The organism is Rodentibacter caecimuris (assembly GCF_010587025.1).
Classification (GTDB): Bacteria; Pseudomonadota; Gammaproteobacteria; order Enterobacterales; family Pasteurellaceae; genus Rodentibacter; species Rodentibacter caecimuris.
Genome location: NZ_CP040863.1, coordinates 2,082,544 through 2,098,809, shown reverse-complemented (window position 1 = coordinate 2,098,809; position 16,266 = coordinate 2,082,544). Strand labels below are relative to the sequence as shown.

26 protein-coding genes and 1 pseudogene are annotated in these 16,266 nt (G+C 39.8%); 1 reads left to right on the top strand and 26 read right to left on the bottom strand.

From position 1 onward, the window contains the following. Positions 1-23 precede the first annotated feature (23 nt). The 8 genes and pseudogenes from FEE42_RS10260 to FEE42_RS10220 all read right to left on the bottom strand — a co-directional run bounded on the left by FEE42_RS10260 (position 24) and on the right by FEE42_RS10220 (position 3,799). Positions 24-293, bottom strand: a complete 270-nt coding sequence (locus FEE42_RS10260; protein ID WP_164028481.1) for a hypothetical protein — start codon at positions 291-293, stop codon at positions 24-26. A gap of 117 nt (positions 294-410) precedes the next feature. Then, positions 411-890, bottom strand: a complete 480-nt coding sequence (locus tag FEE42_RS12910; protein ID WP_237184424.1) for a hypothetical protein — start codon at positions 888-890, stop codon at positions 411-413. A gap of 55 nt (positions 891-945) precedes the next feature. Next, a complete protein-coding gene (locus tag FEE42_RS10250) occupies positions 946-1,338 on the bottom strand; it encodes a helix-turn-helix domain-containing protein (protein WP_164028479.1) in 393 nt (130 codons plus the stop codon). Between the two features lie 11 nt (positions 1,339-1,349). Next, positions 1,350-1,613 carry a type II toxin-antitoxin system RelE family toxin gene (locus FEE42_RS10245; RefSeq protein WP_135969508.1) on the bottom strand — a complete coding sequence of 88 codons (264 nt, stop codon included), beginning with the start codon at positions 1,611-1,613 and terminating at the stop codon, positions 1,350-1,352. 102 nt (positions 1,614-1,715) lie between these two features. Then, positions 1,716-1,937, bottom strand: coding sequence for a hypothetical protein (locus FEE42_RS10240; RefSeq protein ID WP_164028477.1), 222 nt, complete (start codon positions 1,935-1,937; stop codon positions 1,716-1,718). A gap of 5 nt (positions 1,938-1,942) precedes the next feature. Next, positions 1,943-2,815 (bottom strand): annotated as a pseudogene (locus tag FEE42_RS12905) (P2 family phage major capsid protein). A 70-nt stretch (positions 2,816-2,885) separates the two neighbouring features. Then, entirely contained in the window at positions 2,886-3,578 is a 693-nt protein-coding gene (locus FEE42_RS10225) for a hypothetical protein (protein WP_164028474.1), read from the bottom strand. Between the two features lie 2 nt (positions 3,579-3,580). Next, positions 3,581-3,799, bottom strand: coding sequence for a helix-turn-helix transcriptional regulator (locus FEE42_RS10220; RefSeq protein WP_164028472.1), 219 nt, complete (start codon positions 3,797-3,799; stop codon positions 3,581-3,583). A 584-nt stretch (positions 3,800-4,383) separates the two neighbouring features. Here FEE42_RS10220 and FEE42_RS10215 point away from each other — a divergent pair. Then, entirely contained in the window at positions 4,384-4,644 is a 261-nt protein-coding gene (locus FEE42_RS10215) for a hypothetical protein (RefSeq protein WP_059367958.1), read from the top strand. Between the two features lie 27 nt (positions 4,645-4,671). Here FEE42_RS10215 and FEE42_RS10210 read toward each other — a convergent pair whose 3' ends face one another. From FEE42_RS10210 to FEE42_RS10125, 18 genes are all read right to left on the bottom strand, one after another. Further along, entirely contained in the window at positions 4,672-5,895 is a 1,224-nt protein-coding gene (locus tag FEE42_RS10210) for a tyrosine-type recombinase/integrase (RefSeq protein ID WP_164028470.1), read from the bottom strand. A 703-nt stretch (positions 5,896-6,598) separates the two neighbouring features. Further along, positions 6,599-6,811 carry a BrnA antitoxin family protein gene (locus FEE42_RS10205; protein WP_077427175.1) on the bottom strand — a complete coding sequence of 71 codons (213 nt, stop codon included), beginning with the start codon at positions 6,809-6,811 and terminating at the stop codon, positions 6,599-6,601. Then, positions 6,811-7,095 (bottom strand): BrnT family toxin, encoded by a 285-nt coding sequence (locus tag FEE42_RS10200; RefSeq protein ID WP_164028468.1) that lies wholly within the window; start codon positions 7,093-7,095, stop codon positions 6,811-6,813. The genes FEE42_RS10205 and FEE42_RS10200 overlap by 1 nt, the downstream gene beginning before the upstream one ends. A gap of 537 nt (positions 7,096-7,632) precedes the next feature. After that, on the bottom strand, positions 7,633-9,810 hold the full coding sequence (locus tag FEE42_RS10195; protein ID WP_164028466.1) for a DUF927 domain-containing protein: 2,178 nt from the start codon (positions 9,808-9,810) through the stop codon (positions 7,633-7,635). Then, a complete protein-coding gene (locus FEE42_RS10190; RefSeq protein WP_164028464.1) occupies positions 9,798-10,175 on the bottom strand; it encodes a hypothetical protein in 378 nt (125 codons plus the stop codon). The genes FEE42_RS10195 and FEE42_RS10190 overlap by 13 nt, the downstream gene beginning before the upstream one ends. Continuing rightward, positions 10,168-10,704, bottom strand: coding sequence for a hypothetical protein (locus FEE42_RS10185; RefSeq protein ID WP_164028462.1), 537 nt, complete (start codon positions 10,702-10,704; stop codon positions 10,168-10,170). The genes FEE42_RS10190 and FEE42_RS10185 overlap by 8 nt, the downstream gene beginning before the upstream one ends. Next, on the bottom strand, positions 10,691-11,050 hold the full coding sequence (locus FEE42_RS10180; RefSeq protein WP_164028460.1) for a hypothetical protein: 360 nt from the start codon (positions 11,048-11,050) through the stop codon (positions 10,691-10,693). The genes FEE42_RS10185 and FEE42_RS10180 overlap by 14 nt, the downstream gene beginning before the upstream one ends. Then, on the bottom strand, positions 11,043-11,579 hold the full coding sequence (locus FEE42_RS10175) for a host cell division inhibitor Icd-like protein (protein ID WP_237184423.1): 537 nt from the start codon (positions 11,577-11,579) through the stop codon (positions 11,043-11,045). Before FEE42_RS10175 ends, FEE42_RS10180 begins: the two co-directional genes overlap by 8 nt. After that, a complete protein-coding gene (locus FEE42_RS10170; protein ID WP_164028458.1) occupies positions 11,579-11,767 on the bottom strand; it encodes a hypothetical protein in 189 nt (62 codons plus the stop codon). The genes FEE42_RS10175 and FEE42_RS10170 overlap by 1 nt, the downstream gene beginning before the upstream one ends. 87 nt (positions 11,768-11,854) lie before the next feature. Then, the gene (locus tag FEE42_RS10165; RefSeq protein ID WP_164028456.1) at positions 11,855-12,664 is read right to left on the bottom strand and encodes an antA/AntB antirepressor family protein; all 810 of its coding nucleotides are present in this window, start codon (positions 12,662-12,664) and stop codon (positions 11,855-11,857) included. Between the two features lie 11 nt (positions 12,665-12,675). After that, the gene (locus FEE42_RS10160) at positions 12,676-13,353 is read right to left on the bottom strand and encodes a Rha family transcriptional regulator (RefSeq protein WP_164028454.1); all 678 of its coding nucleotides are present in this window, start codon (positions 13,351-13,353) and stop codon (positions 12,676-12,678) included. Then, a complete protein-coding gene (locus FEE42_RS10155; RefSeq protein WP_164028452.1) occupies positions 13,343-13,636 on the bottom strand; it encodes a hypothetical protein in 294 nt (97 codons plus the stop codon). The genes FEE42_RS10160 and FEE42_RS10155 overlap by 11 nt, the downstream gene beginning before the upstream one ends. Positions 13,637-13,756: 120 nt before the next feature. Further along, positions 13,757-14,155 carry a hypothetical protein gene (locus FEE42_RS10150; protein WP_237184422.1) on the bottom strand — a complete coding sequence of 133 codons (399 nt, stop codon included), beginning with the start codon at positions 14,153-14,155 and terminating at the stop codon, positions 13,757-13,759. Between the two features lie 4 nt (positions 14,156-14,159). After that, positions 14,160-14,390 carry a hypothetical protein gene (locus tag FEE42_RS10145; protein WP_164028451.1) on the bottom strand — a complete coding sequence of 77 codons (231 nt, stop codon included), beginning with the start codon at positions 14,388-14,390 and terminating at the stop codon, positions 14,160-14,162. Next, a complete protein-coding gene (locus tag FEE42_RS10140) occupies positions 14,387-14,707 on the bottom strand; it encodes a hypothetical protein (RefSeq protein ID WP_164028449.1) in 321 nt (106 codons plus the stop codon). The genes FEE42_RS10145 and FEE42_RS10140 overlap by 4 nt, the downstream gene beginning before the upstream one ends. Before the next feature lie 27 nt (positions 14,708-14,734). Next, positions 14,735-14,986 carry a helix-turn-helix domain-containing protein gene (locus tag FEE42_RS10135; RefSeq protein WP_077664860.1) on the bottom strand — a complete coding sequence of 84 codons (252 nt, stop codon included), beginning with the start codon at positions 14,984-14,986 and terminating at the stop codon, positions 14,735-14,737. Between the two features lie 9 nt (positions 14,987-14,995). Then, on the bottom strand, positions 14,996-15,208 hold the full coding sequence (locus FEE42_RS10130) for a helix-turn-helix transcriptional regulator (RefSeq protein WP_164028447.1): 213 nt from the start codon (positions 15,206-15,208) through the stop codon (positions 14,996-14,998). 203 nt (positions 15,209-15,411) lie between these two features. After that, positions 15,412-16,206 carry a DUF6387 family protein gene (locus tag FEE42_RS10125; RefSeq protein WP_164028446.1) on the bottom strand — a complete coding sequence of 265 codons (795 nt, stop codon included), beginning with the start codon at positions 16,204-16,206 and terminating at the stop codon, positions 15,412-15,414. Between the last annotated feature and the right edge of the window lie 60 nt (positions 16,207-16,266).

The following is a 16,266-nucleotide window of genomic DNA, read 5'->3' as shown; positions in this document are numbered from 1 at the left end:
TAGAAATTTCCAAAAAATGAAAGTTATTTTTCAGTTTTAAGCCAGTTTCTAAGAGTTTCCGGCGTGATGTTGATCGCTATGCCAGCACTAGCAAATTTTTTAGCTAATTCTCCGTTTAAAAGGCCTCTCGCTTTCTCCGGTTCATCTATGCCATAGTGCAATTTGAGTAAGGCTTTAATAAATTCGGCTTGGTTGGTTTGTTTGCGTGGTGAAATATTGCTTTGTTCTTCTATTATTTTCGTGAATGAGCCTATGCTTTTCCCCTCTATAAATTCATTTAAATCATTATCCAATATGTAAATATTATTTATTGATAAATAAATAAATAGGTTTATCACTTGATACACTAAAGTAAATAATCGCTCTCACATTATCACCGTGAGAAGGGGAAATTAAATAATTTAAATTATTTAATAAAATCCCCTCTTTTTTAAGCTTTCTATGTTAAAAGGTGAAAAGCCAATATTTGAATAGATATTCATAAATCCATCTATAGTTAAAGTTTTATTTTTTTCTTCAGGCGTAATGCGTATTTTTAATATCTGACTATCTGAAATAATACTATCTATTTCTTTTTCTTCCTTTGCTAGTTCTATATATAGGATTTTCTCTATAATGAGATCCTTTGGTTTACTTAATATATTGAAATTAAGAGTATTCATAGGAATAACATTTTCCCGTTTTTGGGAGGATGAAAATATTAGATCGCTAATACATGTTTCTATCGGGTAATGTTTTATGTAAACAGAAAGAGGCAATAAATCAATTTGATAATAATGCAATAAATCGTCAATCGTTATTGGTTCGTTAAATTCTCTTGTTAATTTATCTGCTGCTTGTTGCAAGCTATACCATTTTCTAGGCGGTAAAGTAGGTTTATTTTTTGTCATTTTGATGAATCCTTAAATAAAAAGAAAAGCCCGACTATGGGGCTTTTTATATAGTTTAAATTTCTAATTGTTCGGGGTTGCATTGATAAATTTTCGCCAGTTTTTCACGGGTCTTTTTTTGTGGTTTGCTTTCTTTGCGTTCAGCTTGAGAAATAGCGGATTGAGTTAATCCGGTGCGTTCTGCCACCTCTGCTTGCGAAAGATTGCGATAAATGCGCCACGCTGCCAACAAGCTCACATCTTGATTAAACATAATATTCACTACATCATTCGGAATTAATTCCGCCCCGTCTTCGGTGGATTCAAGGGGAATATCTTCCCATTCTGCGGAATTTTCATCATCAAAAGGGCTTGCTTTCATTAATAAATCTTCATATTCCTCAATAGGTAAAATGACAAATTCCGGTTTCCCTTGTGGGTCGTTAATATATCGATGATTTAGATTCATTTTGCTTTCTCCTAGCTATAAGTGCGTTCACTACGGCGTTTTATGGCTTGAATGTTGATGATTTTCGGCTGTCCGTTGATCACCTCAAAAATAATGCGGTAATTGCCAACTCTTAGCCGCCATTTCCCTTCTTCACCTTTTAATTTTTTGGTATCTAGCGCCTCATTTGGAAAAGTTTCAAGTGCATTTGCTTTTTCTCTAATCGCTTTTTGATACCTGCTATCTATTTTTAAAAGTTGCCGTAACGCGTCTTTTGTCCAGTTTACGCGATTCATGGTGATCCTTTAGGTATAATTGAATAATTAGATTATAAGCCATTTCTAGTTTTCATCAATAAGAAAATTAGAAAAATAAAAAGCCCCTTTCGGGGCGGTGGGTTAATAACTAAAAATAACTGAATGGGCTTGAGTTTCGCTTGAAGTGCGGTCAGATTTGCGGGTTTGTTCTGCCATAAGCCTTGAATATTCACGCATAAGCGCATTTCTTTCACCGGGCTGAATAGCGCCTTGTTTGACTAAACATTGCACGCTGTGATTCAAAAATAGGTTCGTGGCGTGGAGTAAATCCGCCGCATGGGCTTCAATGGTTTTTTCTTCCATTATGCTCACCCCTCAATGCCCTCAATTAAAACCGCATGGCGGTAATTTTCAAATAAATAATCGAGCTGCACGGAAAAATAAACATTTAGGCTATCTTCGCGCACTTCTTGCTTGAAGAATAGGCGCGCTGTGTTTTGTTTTAGGTAAATGGCAAGGTTTGAAAGCGTGGTAATTAAAATGCCATTTGCCGGAAAGAAAGGCGCATTGATTGCACGCAAGCCCCCGATAAGATTTTGTGCCGTTAATAGCACGCCATTTTGTGCATTGAGTTGTTTCGGTTCAAGGTGAATAAATGCACCGTCTAAAACATTTCGTCCACAAATTGCGATTAAATCGCCACTTTCACGGAGTTTTGCCGGTAATTTTTAAAGGGCTGTTTTAATAAGTTGGGCGGTAGTTTGTCCGCTTAATTCAGCGGCGTGAATCACTTGCGCTTTTTCTTTTAACTGTGCATGCCAACCTTTCGCCACATCTTCGCCCAATGGGTGGGCTTGTGGGTCGGAATCTTCCGCGCGGTGTGTACCGTGAAAGCCAACCATAGCAAGATTCTGCGCCAGTTCACCGCCTAGCCGTGCATTGAGTTCTTTTTCAAAATCAATATCAGTGAACAAATCCAAATCGCTATGCGGTAGGCGAACATCGAGATTAATTTGGGCGCACTCAAAAGGGGTTAGATCTTGCACGACATTGCGCGGTTCTCGGGCGTGCTTGTCGGTGTCTGTGTTGCTGACAATCGGCAAAGAGAGCGCATAGGCTTTATTTGGTGAATCTTCCACAAATTTTGTGGTGATTAAGCCTAAAAAAGCGTGATTTTTAATGCCTTGTTTAATGATTTTTTCTACTTTGGCGTGGTCGTTGAAATGGCTGTATTCTTGCATTTCTACGCCTTCAAATTCGCTTTTGTAGGCGGTAAATTTTTCTTGGGTGAGTTTTTGCATCTTGTCATCCTTACATTTCAGTTAATAAACGTTTTAAGCCTTTTTCTTCTTGCGCTTGAAAACGCTCAACGTGCTTTTGTGTTGGGGTTTTCGGCTTCCAGTCGGCAGCCAGTGCCAACGGTGGGAGTTTTAATTCTTCCGGCGTGGTAAGTGCTACGTTGAATTCTTTGATAATGAAGTCGTTAAATTCATCGTGGGCGCTTCTTCCCGTTTGCGGGTTATATTCACCGGATTGAACAAATAAGCCCTTAAATAGCGCGATTTTCGCCTTATTCTGTGTCATAAATTCATCAATCAAGGCTTCGGCGGTGAATCGGTAAATCTGCTTGCGGAAGGTGAGAAAATCTTGTTTGGCGGTGTAAACTTCTTCGCGCTTGTCGTAAAGTTTTTGTTCTAAGTCTTCATTCAGTGCAGTGAAGAAATCTATGCGTGATTTTAATTCCGCTTTTTGTTTTTGTGTTTCGCTGTAATCATCAAGCGTGAGTTCGTTTTCTGTCTCAAATTTCGCCTTGATTTTGGCAATGTCCGTTTCAAATTCATGGCGTACTGCCGCAATCGTGGCGTTATTTTTTGCCTGTTTGCGCTCAAGTGTACTCAATTCATCAGAAAGGGCGATGAGTGCCGCTTTTTTGTCGTTAAATTCGCCTAAAAGTGCGGTCAATTTCGCTTGTTTTTCGGGGTGTTGTAGGGTGAGTTGGGTCATGTTTAGTTACCTGCTTTTGCTTTGTTGTTGCGTTGTTTGATTCGGTCATTCATCCATTGCTTTACTTCGCTTTCAATCCATGCGCGTTTATTTCCACCTAAATCCACGGCCTCAGGGAATCGTCCGCACCGTGAATAGTCATAGATTGTCGAGCGGGAAAGCTCTGTCATTTGAATAACTTCATCAATTCGTAAAAATCGGTCGTTTGTCGTGTCAGCCATAATTTTTCCTATTACGTATGAACGCGACTGCATAAGCGAATGCGTGAGAGTGCTAAAACTTGGGTTTGAATGTTCGCTTAGTTGCATTTTGTCGCCTTAAAAATTTTGTTACTTGTCGTCTCCGGCTGTTACGCCTTGGAACGGTGAAAATCATAAATAAAATCGATTTAGTGTGCATTCGGTTGAGATTGTGGAAGGGGTTTTCACTAAACAGGGGAGAAAATAAGGGGGATTTTGACCGCACTTTTTAAAAGGCGGGATGAGCTGTCCGATTTTGTCCGGTAAAAATTGGCGGAAATTGGCATTTTTACGTGTGAATTTTGCGTTTTTCTGCGTTGGTTTGCGTTGATGAACGAATATTTAAAACATCAAGGCGCGCCAGTATTGGCAAGGCTTGAAAGGCTTTTAAAATTTGCGTTGAAATCACTACAAAAAGCGTGCCGGCGTGGCGAGGGTTTGCTAGCGATTTTTCGCGCGTGGTTTTTGTTGAAAAATCGTAGAGAAAATAGGGTTTTAGGTATTGTAGGGATTATAGTTTTGATATAATAAATGCATGTAAAGCCAGTAACGGCAAGGGTTCATCAATGATTAAAAAGGCTTTCACTTTCGCACTTGCAATAGCTATTTCACTCGGTGCGACAAATTCAGCTATAGCACGAGAAAAGAAAAAGAGTAGTGGCATAATTAAAAAAGCCGTTGTTGCTTATGTCGCATACAAAGTCTATAAACATTACAAAGACAAGAAAGAGGAACAAAAGGCGAAAAGCAAACAAAAAGAAACCTATGTTGAGCCGGTTTATTATGATGAAGACTGCGAAAGTGAAGACGAATGCGAGGAAGAATAAAGGGCGGAACGCTCCGCCCTGTGACGGTTAGGCTTTCATCGCCTCTAGCTTACATTGCTCGACATAATCGCCCCACGTTTGCATAATAGCTTGACGTGACTTCCATTTTTTTGATTTATCGTAGGCTTTCCTAACATCGCTTTTTGTTTCATGGGATAAACACCACTCAACCGCTTCATATGAAAATTGATCCAATTCATGCAAGTAAGTGCTTGCGATACTTCTAAAACCATGCCCCACTAATTCCCCTTTAAATCCCAAATCTATTAGGGCTTTATTAACGGTTTGGCTATTTATCGGCTTATTCCATGGTGCTTGATAACCTGTAAAGACAAAACGCCTATGCCCGTTAATTTCTTTCATAGTTTCTAAAACTCGCAAAGCTTGACGCGAAAGTGGAACACTATGCGCACGTTTTCCCCCTTTCATGCGTTCCGCCGGAATATGTAAAACTTTCTCATGCCAATCTACATCACCCCACTCAATATTTACCGCTTCACTAGCCCTTAGAATCGTAAGTAATTGAAATTCGATTAGGCATTTTGTCCCTATTTTTGAATTAGACGTATTGAGCTTATAAAAAACACGCGGCAGTTCTTCCGGTGGAATAGTTGGCAAATGTTGAGCTATTGGCTTTTTAAAACGCCTTGAAAGCCTTGCAAATGGGTTATTATTGATAATCCCGTCATCAATTGCATTATCAAAAATCTGTCTAATTGCCGTGCATAATTTATCGCAAGTATCTGATCCATCAAGAGGCAATAAAGCAGAATCAAATGATTTGATATGAAGATTTTCAATAGGTAAATCATCAAACTTAAATTTATCAAACAAATGTAACTCAACTCGGCGGTAGGCTTTCTCAATACTTTTTTTCTTTAATTCACCTTTCTGTTCTCGTTTATTACGCCATAAAGCCGCCAATTCGCCAAAAGTTATTGATTTTTTTTCATCCTGTAGCCGTTGAATATTTTCTTGCTCTGAAGGATCAATTCCTAGTGCGAGTAAATCGCACCATTTACGCGCTTTTTCACGCGCTAAAGTTAAAGAAAAATAAGGATAAGCCCCAAAAGATTTTTTTACGCGTTTTTTGTTTATGGGGTGAGTATAAATAAACCGCCAGAATTTAGCCCCGTTTGGTTTAACCAATAAATAAAGATTATCCCTATCGGCAAATAATTGTTCTTTATCTGTCGGTTTAATGGATTGAATATATGAATCAGTAAATTTTTTTAGAAAGTTTCTAGCCATCGTTTAAGCCCTAATGAACAAAAGACAACCGCTTTTGTTCCCTCGATTTAGCCCCTTTATTAAGAGGGAACAGAAAAGGGAACAATAAAAGCGAACAATGACAAACACTAACGAACGAAAACAACAAAAGAAAAGTTTTTAATATGCTGTTTTTACTATGTTTTTGACAAAAAAGACGTTATTTGACGGGTTAAATGGTCCCTACCGGACTTGAATTGATAATATAACTAATTGATTTAATTAACACTCAATTAGCCTATATTGATTTCATATAACTAAAATCAAAAGTCATCTACCAAAATGACTATTCTTTGAACAATTATTCGGATCGTAAAGAGAGGGTATCAGCCAACAGCGATCACCCCAATTTAGCCGCTCAAATTGAGCCACTAAAATTTACCCTTTTCAGGTAAGTTAGATTTCCCTTTTTGGGTAATATTTCCCGTTTTGGTAAAACTGGCTTTACTCTTTCAGTAAAATCTAGGTGAGTGCAAAAGTGCGTTCACCTTTAACCGGTCCATTTTTGGTTTCGTTGTTTATCCTCAAGTTGAGGCTAAGCCGCCGTTGGTGGATGTTGGTTATTTAATTAGGTTCACATCTCCTCAAATTTGAGGGCGTTAAATTACCCCTCGCGCGCGTACTGCTCCCGAAATTCCAATAAAAAAGGCTAAATGCGCTGCACTAAGCCTTTCAATCCCTTTCCCTACCAAGTCATTTTTAATTTACGCCCTTGTTCAACACAATCTTTTAAATAAAGGTTAATCAATGTTTGATAGGGTAATTTCATTTCTTCTGCCAAGCCTTTGAAATAATCTATGGTTTCATCTTCAATGCGAATGGTAACCACTTTTTTAGATTTTAGATTATTGGCATAAGGATTTTTAACTCCCTTGCTGAAGTCATATTCTTCTCTCATTATTGCCCCCTGTATTGGTTAATTTCTCGTTTGGTTGCTTTTCTTGCTGAAATAATCCGGATATTGTTATCTCTTTCACAATGCACCACTACAAGCACGTTGCTTTTTTCACTACGCCCTAACAATAAAAAGCGATCTTCTAAGAATGAGTGATCGGGGTCAGGAATTAATAATGCATCGTCATCATAAAAAACGCTGACTGCCTCGTTAAAATTAATTCCGTGCTTTCTTTCGTTAATCTCTGCTTTGTGTTTATCCCACTCAAAGCCATCAATAGAAAACATAACTGCCCTTTATCGGTTGATAGTAAATACATTATATTTACATCAACATAAAAAGCAACGTTAATTTAGAAAAGTTTCACCTATGGATCAACCTAAGACTTTCCACCACCTAAAAAATAAAAAAGTGTATATATAATAGAAAAATGCCGGGATAACCGGGATAGCGGGATAAACCACAAAATATCTTTATTTTTCAATTGGTTAATTTTTCAATTTTATCCCAAAGCCCCGGGATAAACTGGGATAAAACCGGGATAGAAAATAATTGATTAAAAAATAAGCGGGATAAAATAGGCTAAAATCGGGATAAAATAGGCTAAAATCGGGATAAAAAAGGTCAAAATCGGGATAACTTTTTTTCTTATATATCATTGTTTTTATTAATCATTTAACTCTATTTCTGTGTTTTATCCCGGTTATCCCGGTAAAAAAATCCTTCTTATACACAAATTTTTTCGTTGGTGGATAAAAAAAGAGCAAATCATTTGTGATCTGCTCTTTGTTATTTGATAGTCTGTACCTTTCAAAATAGGTTTCTTATTCCTTTTCTTCCTCCGGTTCTGAGATTGGAATTAATACATAACATCGAGTCTGCTTTTTATCTACACTTGCCGGAACACGAACCCTAAATCTTGGTGGTGTTTCATTAGAACGCTCTAACATTCCGGCATTGAATAAGATTTCATTTGCCTGTTTCTCATTAAATCCCTTGATCACATCTCCTAAATAAACTTGCGGATAAATAAAAAACTTCTCTTTGTCATTCCGTTCATTGACTAATAACCGATAACCTGCCGTATCATTCGGCTCTTTCTGATTCGGATTAAGGGGAATTTCAATAAAGCGTGATCCATATCTTAAAAGCCAGCCGTTCACCTGTTCGATAATCTGCTTTTCTTCCCGGGAATGTAGCCCATATTCATTCACCCATTCATTAAAGCTGTGTAAAAGTGCGGTCTGATTTTCTATCGTTTTCCAGCCGGTGAAAGGGCTTGCCAGTTGTAGGGCGGTTTCTAATAGGGCGAATCTACCCGCCACCCGTTTAACCTGTGGGCTTGCATCACTCGGTAACATCGCTTGCCATTGTGCGGCATAACGTTGATATTCAGCCACCACCGCTTGTTTATTTTCCAATAGCCACATAATCCACGCTTTGCCCATTGTGCCGTAGTATTGGCGCGTCATGGCGTTTAAATGGTCGGCGTGGGCTTTGCCATTGCCAAAATGATAAAACGTGCTGGCGGGCGTGATAGGGATATTCAACAAGCGCACTAATTGTCCTGCATTGGTTCTGATGTTGTCCTGCTTGAGATATAACTCTAAATCTTGTTCACCGGTGGAAAAGGCTAAAATCCGCCAGCGGTTTAGCTCTCGGTTTCCGCCTTCCTTTGCCCCTTGTATTTTCCCCACACCGTTAAATAAGGCGTAAGCCGTCTGTTCTACGTGCTTTTTACTTGCCCCTTGCCCGATTTCATCAAGGGGAATAAAACCATCATTACGCGCAGCAGCTTCGTTAATTAAGCCTAGGCTGGTGCCGTTCCACGATAACCGGATTAAATCAGGCTCACCATAAATTGAACTGGCAATATTGGCTATCGTGGTTTTCCCCGCACTGGATTTACCGAACAAATGCACGCCAAAACTTTCCGCACCAATTAAGCCAATCAAAGGAGCGGCTAAAGCACAAGCCACGCCCAACATCATGGAGTGATTGCCCTCGATATATTGTCCGATTTCCCTTTGCCAGTCGCTTAACGTGCCTTTAGATTGATAACCTGCGGTGGTGGCTGATTTGTTGTTGAAGTAAACGGGCTGATTCGGTTTCCCCAATACTTCACCATTCGGCAAAATATACGCGTTAAAATCCGCCTGCCAGCCTGTTTCATTCACAATCTGATAAATGGGCTTGTCTTGTGTATCTTGGAGATAATCCGCGAGGTGCGGTTTCAAGCGTTGGCTATTGGTGAGCCTAACGCCCTTTTGCTTGAGCAGTTGCCACCCCGCACGCTCACCAATTTCCGCCCACGGGAGAGCGATTAAAGTCGGTTCGGTTTTGCCCTGCGCTTGGAAAGAGAGCATAGAAAAGTAATCACTCTCGGAAATGCCCACGCCCACCACGTCCACACAATCCGCCAGCCATTCGCATTTATCGACCATTTCGCCTGTGTCCTTGTCTAACTTCGGAATCACCCTAAAAAGCCCCGCTATGCCGTTTTCCTTGCGTTTTTCGGTGTAAGGTTGATGATTATCTCGGGTTGATTCGCAAATGAGCTGAATTTCACCGTGATAGGTTTCGCCCTTGCGTAACCGTTGGATATATTGGCTCACATTTTCCAATAGTTCCCCCGCCTCATTGCAATAAATCACATTCTCGGCGGTGGTGGTCTTAGCAAGGTGTAAATAAATCCGTTCCATCGTATCAGCCGGGAATGATTGCCCGTTATTGGCTTGAATTAAACGGATTGATTGGGCGTTTTTTGGCGCAAGGCGATATTCTTCGACCTGTTCCAATATTTCACTATCTGCCACCACGCAAGGGAATTTACCTGCAGTTTCGCCTAAGGCATTTTCAAGGGCGATTTCATCCGCACTTTTGCCTAATTCGTTAAAATGCTCGGCAATTCTCCACGCTTGCGAACCTAAGCAGATAGTAACTGGACTTTCCCCGGTGGCGTCTTGTTGTTTCAAATAAGGGGCGTTTTTTAGTTTAGCCATTGTTTCACCCCCTCTAAACCGATTGCGGTGCGTTGTTTATATAAAAACACGTCTTTGAATTGAATAATGCGAAAATTAGCTGCCGGAAAAAGTACCTTAAATTTATCAATCGCCCATTCTGCTAATTTAGGTTTCTTCATTCCATTGGCGAGAATCATCGGCGGGGTGGTATTGCCTAGTCTGATTTCTAAGGTGTAAAAATCCACATTTACCGATTTTATATTGACCGGTTTTCCCTGTGTTAAATATGCTTGATAAAGTGCCTCAATCTCGGCTTTAGGTTCACGCATGGCGACAATAATCGGCATGTGAGCGTTATCAAAAATCGGATAATCTGCCGTTAAAACAAAAATACGTTTATTCATCATTCACCCCCTGTAACTTCTCATTCTCCACACGCTCAACATTAAGCCGGTCGATTTGTTCGATCACCTCATTGAATTTATAAATCAAGTAACCGCTGGCTTGATTAAAGTCTTTCAGCGTGCCGGCATTGTCTTTCGTGAGGGTGTTTCCTTGGGATTTCGCCAACGCATTAAATAACTTTCCACCCGCCTTTAACCGTTCGACTAAATCAGCCATTTCTGCACGCATTTTTAACTTGTGGTGGAAGTCATCGGGGTAAAGTTCAAAACAACGCTTGTTACTCTCTGAAATCAGTCTAAATTGCCGTGTAATTTGAGCATAGGAGAACGCTAGGGGATTAAGTGATAATTTCCCTTTGTGTTTCCCTTTAATCGCTCCTTGCGTTTCCTGTTGCGTTTTTGGGGTGTCCGATAATTTTGGAGACCGGCTATCAGTCTGATTCATTTCACGGACAAAACGATTGATTTTGTCTTGCTGGTGATTTACTTTCCATTGCTTAAGCTGTGCCATTGGGTTAGTTGGTTTCATCGTTGCCCCCTGTGTGCATTGCTAAGGCTTTCATGTTGCTAAGGTGAAATTCTGCATTGCCTGCACTATCCCGTAGTGCATTGAGAAGATAAGCATTTGCCTGAATTAATCCGCCCAGTTGTCTCACGGTGGCATTGTCTAAGGCTTGGTCGTTGAAATCCTGTTTTTCTTCATCAGCAAAATATCCTAAATGCTCCATCATCTTGCCTACGGCAAATAACCCATATTCAATCGATTCGCATAGATATTCGCTTTCATTGCGTAAGGCTTCTAGGCTTTCTTTGGTGGTGTCGTCTCTATCGACTTTTTCGAAAAGGGCGTTTCGGATGGCGCAGTGTTTAAGCATGGTTCACCTCCGAAAAAGTGCGGTCGTTTTTGAGGTTGATTTTGCCGGCAAGGATTAATACGAACTCTCGTGCTAATATCGCACGGGCTTGCTGTTCACTGTCGGCATTAATGCGGATTTTTTGGATATGATTGGTTAAATCGGTGCGACGTATAGCCGCAAAAATGAATTGATACATTTGCGTAACTCCGTTGATGATAGATTTAAGAGTTACCGCTCGGAAGTTTCGAGGCTTTGGGCGGTAACGTGTAACGGGCTCGAAAACTGCGATCAACGGAACACAGCAAAGGGCGGAACCTTTCCCATTACACGCTACCATAGATAGACGCGCTTGAAGTTCAAGACTTTCTCGGCGTTCTTTAGGTGTGTGTAAACCACGCATAAAAAAACACGCTTGAGGCGTGCTATGCGCCGTTGATTTATCGTTCGAGTTTCGAGGCTCGGCGGTCGTTTTTTGCGACTGCGTGGGAATAATGCCAAAATTGACCGCACTTTGTAAAGCGTTTTTGTTGGATTTTTCAAAAGTCATTAGTTTGTCTCATAAATAATTAGGGTGGTTTTGGTAATGGTGATCGATTGATAACGTTCAAAATCTAGCCCTTGTTGCCTCAAGCCTTTGAGGATTTTCGCCTTATTGTCAAACTGGGCAATATTCTCTTGGCTGCCTGTATGGGTTATGCCGGTAACGTTATAAACGGGTTTTAATTTGCGTTTCATTGGTGTTTATCCCGTAAGACTGAAAGCGATGATCAAAAGGCTGATAAACATTAAAAATTGGATGATTTCTTCTAGCATTTTTGCCCCCTATGCCACCAACTGCTCGCTTAAATAACGCTGGCTTAATTTCTGCAACTGCGCCTTGCGTTCTTGATACGGCATATCTAAATTGATAAGGCTCGCATTGGTTTTTAATAAGAGTTTGAGCAACGTCATCTGATTCACATTAAAACTATCTCGTACTCTGCCTAAAATTCCGTGCTTAGCTTTCCACTGTCGCACGTTCTCACCTAAGACAAGGCTATCTACCAGTTCGTGATTAATGCTGAAATGGTGCGGTTTTAGGGCTTTTCCTTGGCGTTGATAATAGGCTTGGATTGCGTCTGTCATTTCTCGATTATGGTCGATAGCTTCTAACCTTGCTTGGGTTTTGGCTAAAGTGTTTTTATAAACCTTTGGCGCAACCTGTTTGAGCTGTTTTTCTGCCTCGATAAAGTGCTGGCGAATTGCCCGCCCGATTTCGTTTTTCTCCATTAAGCAAAGGTGTTTAGCCATATCAATTGTTATGATGATATGCGCTTCCGGTCTTCCTACTTTTGGCTTATAGCCCCCTGATTTTTCATCAATCGAACTCACAATAGTTTCCGCCAATTTTGGCGTAAACTGTTTATTTTCTAAGCTGTTTGATTTTGGTAAATCTATATCTGCAAAAGCAAAATCTTGATTTTCAACAAAGCCAGCTTGTTTAATTCTGGCTTTAATCCAGTTTGAATAATCACGACCGACTTTCAAAAGTCTATGCACATCTCGGGCATTAATTCCTTCTACTCCTTCAAATAAATTCAAAGGGTGAGCCAGTAGGGCGGTGATTTCGGTTTTGGCTTGATTAATGTTCATTTCCGGTTCTCCTATGCTGCTAACGCCCATTTACGCAAGGAATAAAGGGCGGATTGCTCTAACTTGGCTTTGCGTTCGTGATAGTTCATGCCTAACTTAATCATCACTGCATTTTCAGAAAGCAAATCATCAATGAGCTTTAACTGGCTTTCGGTTAAATGGTCTCGGATTTCATCATTAGGGGAATAGCCGTTATCTTTAAGCCATTTCTTACGGGTTGAACCTAACGCCACCACATAAACAAGGTTATTTTCTCGGCTGTAAATGTGTTCATCTTGCTTTCCTGTGCTTTCAAGGTGAAATTTAATTGCCTCATTCATTCGGTGTTGGTCGTGTGAGAGTTTGGATTTAGTCGTTATCCAATCTTTCATCTTGTTAAACTGGGTGATGTATGCTTCTTTGAATTGCATTGCCTTTTTACCGGTAAAGCCCATTGTTAAGAGGGTAAAGCCATCGTGGGTCATTAGGTACATTGGGCGTTTTTCGCCTTTATCATCGGTATATTTAACCGCCTTAAAATTCAGGGCGTTAAATTCTTCTGAACAACCTAAATTTTTAATGCTCTGCAATAGGTTGTCGTGTCGTTTACCAAAGTATTGAGCGACTTTTAATGAATCGGTCATTGCCACGGTCTCTTTATGAAAGACTTTTGGAAAGACTGCCTCTAGTAGTTCTTGATTAGTGTTCATTGGTTATTTCTCCTTGTCGTTGTTCCATTCGTTTTAGCTGTTTTTTCAAGGCGTAAAGCTGGGTTTCTAGGGTTTCATGCTCTCGGCCCAATTTTCGCCACGGCTCTAATTCGTCCTCTAAGTCGTGTATTTTGAGTTTCAGCACGTCCACCACCTCACTTATCGGATAAGGCTCAAAGTCGCTGTATAGGCTCAAAAACGTGAATATCGTTGATGATTTCCGGTAGTGGTTAATGGCTTGTTTCAGCAGTAAATCATTGTGTTTGGCTATGGCGCATTTCATTTTTTTATCCTTAAAAAGTCAGCTTTTATTGGTGGATCTTCCTTAAAAATACGTTGGTTTTGTGATCGGTTTGGTATCAATTCGATCTCATTCCTTACCGTTTTTGTAGTGGATCTTTATTTACCTTTTCCCCCGTAAAGCACGCCGTATTTTCTTACTCACTCGGCTTAGTAACTGCTGGTGTAATGCCCTAATCTCTGCCAGTGGGTCATAGCCTTGAGAACGTTCATTTGAAATAACCGCTTGCCTCTCGGTATTGCTCATTAAATCCGTTCTTACTGTGGGTTTGCGATAACGTGGCAATCTTTCCCGCCGTGATAGCATTTCCGCTTTCTCAAACTCAATCAAAGCCTGTGTGCGGTAATCGTTAAATAATTCGCTGGCTTTGGCTCGTAACGTGTGAGGTTTCATTTTGTCGGCTCGTTCTTCCCCTAAAACCTGTTTTAATGCGTGGGTAGCATTGCCAATTCGTGCATAGCTTTTCGCAAACTCTTCCCGTATGGCTCGCCCGTAACTCATTGCCTTAAATCTCCCTTAACTGCTCTTGAGCAATTTCAATCAGGCGATCTACATTGCCTAAATGTCGGTGGATAGTTGCCCACATTTCCTTGTCTGTGATGTCGTTTTTTAACGGTGTGCCTTTCGCCATCTTGCCGGCAATGGAAATAATCCGTTCTAAATATTCCCTCGCCTGTTGCAATGTTGGCTTTTCTTGGCTGTCGTTTTCTTGAGTGCTGTTTACTTGTTCGGTCATTGGATTAAATCTCCTTTAACGTCCACCACAGGCAAATAAACTAATTCACCTCGTTTTTTATTGATGGTGGTAAGTCGTTCAAATTCTTGGCGTAAGGTTTGAATATCCATTAGGGCAAGATTTGCCATTTCATTAATCAGGTCAAAAGACTCATTCGGTTTCATCGGTGTTTTTGTGCCGTCAGGGTTGATAATTGATGCCTTGCCGGTAACGGCTGAACTTGAAAATGCCTCGATACGGCTAATCATCTCCTCAATGCCCGCCAGCGTTACACTGTGTTGTTTTCTCTCTTGGGTTGGTGTCATTGCATTGTTCATTGTTAAAATCGCTCTATGCTCGTTAAATTAAGGATTTTGGCTTACTTCATTTTGGTGTAATACATAAACGCCTACCCGGTGAGTTAAGCCTGTGCTGTCGGTTTCATCTCGATAAAAGGTATCAATCAAATAGCCTTTATCCCGTAGCTCCTTGATTCGTGCCGGTGGGTAATAAATCCCTTTGGCTCTTAATTCGTGGGTGCTATGAGGTCGTTCCTCTAAACATCGCAGAATAAATATCTGCTGTTCATAAGTGCTGGTGGTGTTGATGGTTTCCATAATGCCGCCTTATGAGTTTATATAGGCTTGAATGTCGGCTAATCGCCAACGGGTAGAACGACCGCACTTTTTCGGCTGCGGAAAAATACCGTCTTTAACGTGCTTGTAAATGGTGGTGGTAGAAAAGCCGGTAATGGCCCGCACATCTTCAAGGTTGAGTAATTGCTTGTGTGGAGGGGTAGATTGATGAGTTTGCGTTGATAGGGTTTGTGATCTGTTCATTTCTTCAATCCTCTTGTTTTTTCGTTGTTTAACTTGCGGATTGAATTTTCTTTAAATGTAGAGGAATATTCGAGAAGTAAAAATAAGAAATATTTGTATTAGAAAAATATAGAAATAATATTTTAGCAATAATAATTTTGTTTCATCTTATAGTGAGATAAAAAAGGCGTAAAATTCTATTAGTAGAAGATTACGCCTAAATTTTATATAAACTTTGGTCTAACTTGTTTTAGAAGATTTAATGCCTTTGGTATAGTGGTTTGCCTAAGTTTTGCTACTACATCAATATCGGTGAGTTCAGGAAATAGTAAATTTGCTATTTGAGCTTGTGTTAAATTCTCACCAGTAAGCATTCCCCATAACATTAAATCAATGTAGGGGACTACTCTATGCTCAATTAAGCTATTTATTTCAAAATCTGAAATGCGTTTTCCTTTTATTTGTTTTTTAGATCTTAATTTGGCTAATTTCTCTTTAAACGTTGCTAATAAAACTTCATCTGAGTAAGCTAAATTTACACTAAAAATGTGATCATCAAAATTATCTAAACGATTTATATTTTCTGGAAACTCTAAATAGTTCATAGGCATAACGCTTTCTATATATTCTTGAGTAATTTCATCACTAAATTTAGGAGAAAAAGATAAACATTCCCCCCTTAGCTCTTCTAAAAAATCTTTCTGTTCCTGATTATTTGATAGCAAGATATCTTGATATTTAAAAACAAAGTCTTGAAAATCTACTTCCGTAATAATATCTAAATCTTCCTTTTCATCATTGCAGAGCTGTTGCCCGTTCTCAAATGTATATGTAATCATTCCGGCATCTAAACTTTTATTATACTCTGGCAAATAATTATTGCCTTCTTTTAAAGATTTAAAAACCAATCTTTTGTAAAAAACAAAAACGGACCAGCTAGAACGGTGAAAATACTTTAAAAATTCATAGTTAGTTAGATCGAACCATTCAGGACAATAATCAGGTCTTAATTTATTCATAAAACGCCCCTTAACGTTACCCTTATTTGAGGAAGTGCGACAAATAGCAATAAGGGTTAC

Excerpts from the sequence above, each read along its gene's own strand:
- FEE42_RS12910 (WP_237184424.1), bottom strand. The coding sequence starts at position 890 with ATGACAAAAAATAAACCTACTTTACCGCCTAGAAAATGGTATAGCTTG.
- FEE42_RS10250 (WP_164028479.1), bottom strand. The coding sequence starts at position 1,338 with ATGAATCTAAATCATCGATATATTAACGACCCACAAGGGAAACCGGAA.
- FEE42_RS10245 (WP_135969508.1), bottom strand. The coding sequence starts at position 1,613 with ATGAATCGCGTAAACTGGACAAAAGACGCGTTACGGCAACTTTTAAAA.
- FEE42_RS10240 (WP_164028477.1), bottom strand. The coding sequence starts at position 1,937 with ATGGAAGAAAAAACCATTGAAGCCCATGCGGCGGATTTACTCCACGCC.
- FEE42_RS10225 (WP_164028474.1), bottom strand. The coding sequence starts at position 3,578 with ATGACCCAACTCACCCTACAACACCCCGAAAAACAAGCGAAATTGACC.
- FEE42_RS10220 (WP_164028472.1), bottom strand. The coding sequence starts at position 3,799 with ATGGCTGACACGACAAACGACCGATTTTTACGAATTGATGAAGTTATT.
- FEE42_RS10215 (WP_059367958.1), top strand. The coding sequence starts at position 4,384 with ATGATTAAAAAGGCTTTCACTTTCGCACTTGCAATAGCTATTTCACTC.
- FEE42_RS10210 (WP_164028470.1), bottom strand. The coding sequence starts at position 5,895 with ATGGCTAGAAACTTTCTAAAAAAATTTACTGATTCATATATTCAATCC.
- FEE42_RS10205 (WP_077427175.1), bottom strand. The coding sequence starts at position 6,811 with ATGAGAGAAGAATATGACTTCAGCAAGGGAGTTAAAAATCCTTATGCC.
- FEE42_RS10200 (WP_164028468.1), bottom strand. The coding sequence starts at position 7,095 with ATGTTTTCTATTGATGGCTTTGAGTGGGATAAACACAAAGCAGAGATT.
- FEE42_RS10195 (WP_164028466.1), bottom strand. The coding sequence starts at position 9,810 with ATGGCTAAACTAAAAAACGCCCCTTATTTGAAACAACAAGACGCCACC.
- FEE42_RS10190 (WP_164028464.1), bottom strand. The coding sequence starts at position 10,175 with ATGAATAAACGTATTTTTGTTTTAACGGCAGATTATCCGATTTTTGAT.
- FEE42_RS10185 (WP_164028462.1), bottom strand. The coding sequence starts at position 10,704 with ATGAAACCAACTAACCCAATGGCACAGCTTAAGCAATGGAAAGTAAAT.
- FEE42_RS10180 (WP_164028460.1), bottom strand. The coding sequence starts at position 11,050 with ATGCTTAAACACTGCGCCATCCGAAACGCCCTTTTCGAAAAAGTCGAT.
- FEE42_RS10175 (WP_237184423.1), bottom strand. The coding sequence starts at position 11,579 with ATGACTTTTGAAAAATCCAACAAAAACGCTTTACAAAGTGCGGTCAAT.
- FEE42_RS10170 (WP_164028458.1), bottom strand. The coding sequence starts at position 11,767 with ATGAAACGCAAATTAAAACCCGTTTATAACGTTACCGGCATAACCCAT.
- FEE42_RS10165 (WP_164028456.1), bottom strand. The coding sequence starts at position 12,664 with ATGAACATTAATCAAGCCAAAACCGAAATCACCGCCCTACTGGCTCAC.
- FEE42_RS10160 (WP_164028454.1), bottom strand. The coding sequence starts at position 13,353 with ATGAACACTAATCAAGAACTACTAGAGGCAGTCTTTCCAAAAGTCTTT.
- FEE42_RS10155 (WP_164028452.1), bottom strand. The coding sequence starts at position 13,636 with ATGAAATGCGCCATAGCCAAACACAATGATTTACTGCTGAAACAAGCC.
- FEE42_RS10150 (WP_237184422.1), bottom strand. The coding sequence starts at position 14,155 with ATGAGTTACGGGCGAGCCATACGGGAAGAGTTTGCGAAAAGCTATGCA.
- FEE42_RS10145 (WP_164028451.1), bottom strand. The coding sequence starts at position 14,390 with ATGACCGAACAAGTAAACAGCACTCAAGAAAACGACAGCCAAGAAAAG.
- FEE42_RS10140 (WP_164028449.1), bottom strand. The coding sequence starts at position 14,707 with ATGAACAATGCAATGACACCAACCCAAGAGAGAAAACAACACAGTGTA.
- FEE42_RS10135 (WP_077664860.1), bottom strand. The coding sequence starts at position 14,986 with ATGGAAACCATCAACACCACCAGCACTTATGAACAGCAGATATTTATT.
- FEE42_RS10130 (WP_164028447.1), bottom strand. The coding sequence starts at position 15,208 with ATGAACAGATCACAAACCCTATCAACGCAAACTCATCAATCTACCCCT.
- FEE42_RS10125 (WP_164028446.1), bottom strand. The coding sequence starts at position 16,206 with ATGAATAAATTAAGACCTGATTATTGTCCTGAATGGTTCGATCTAACT.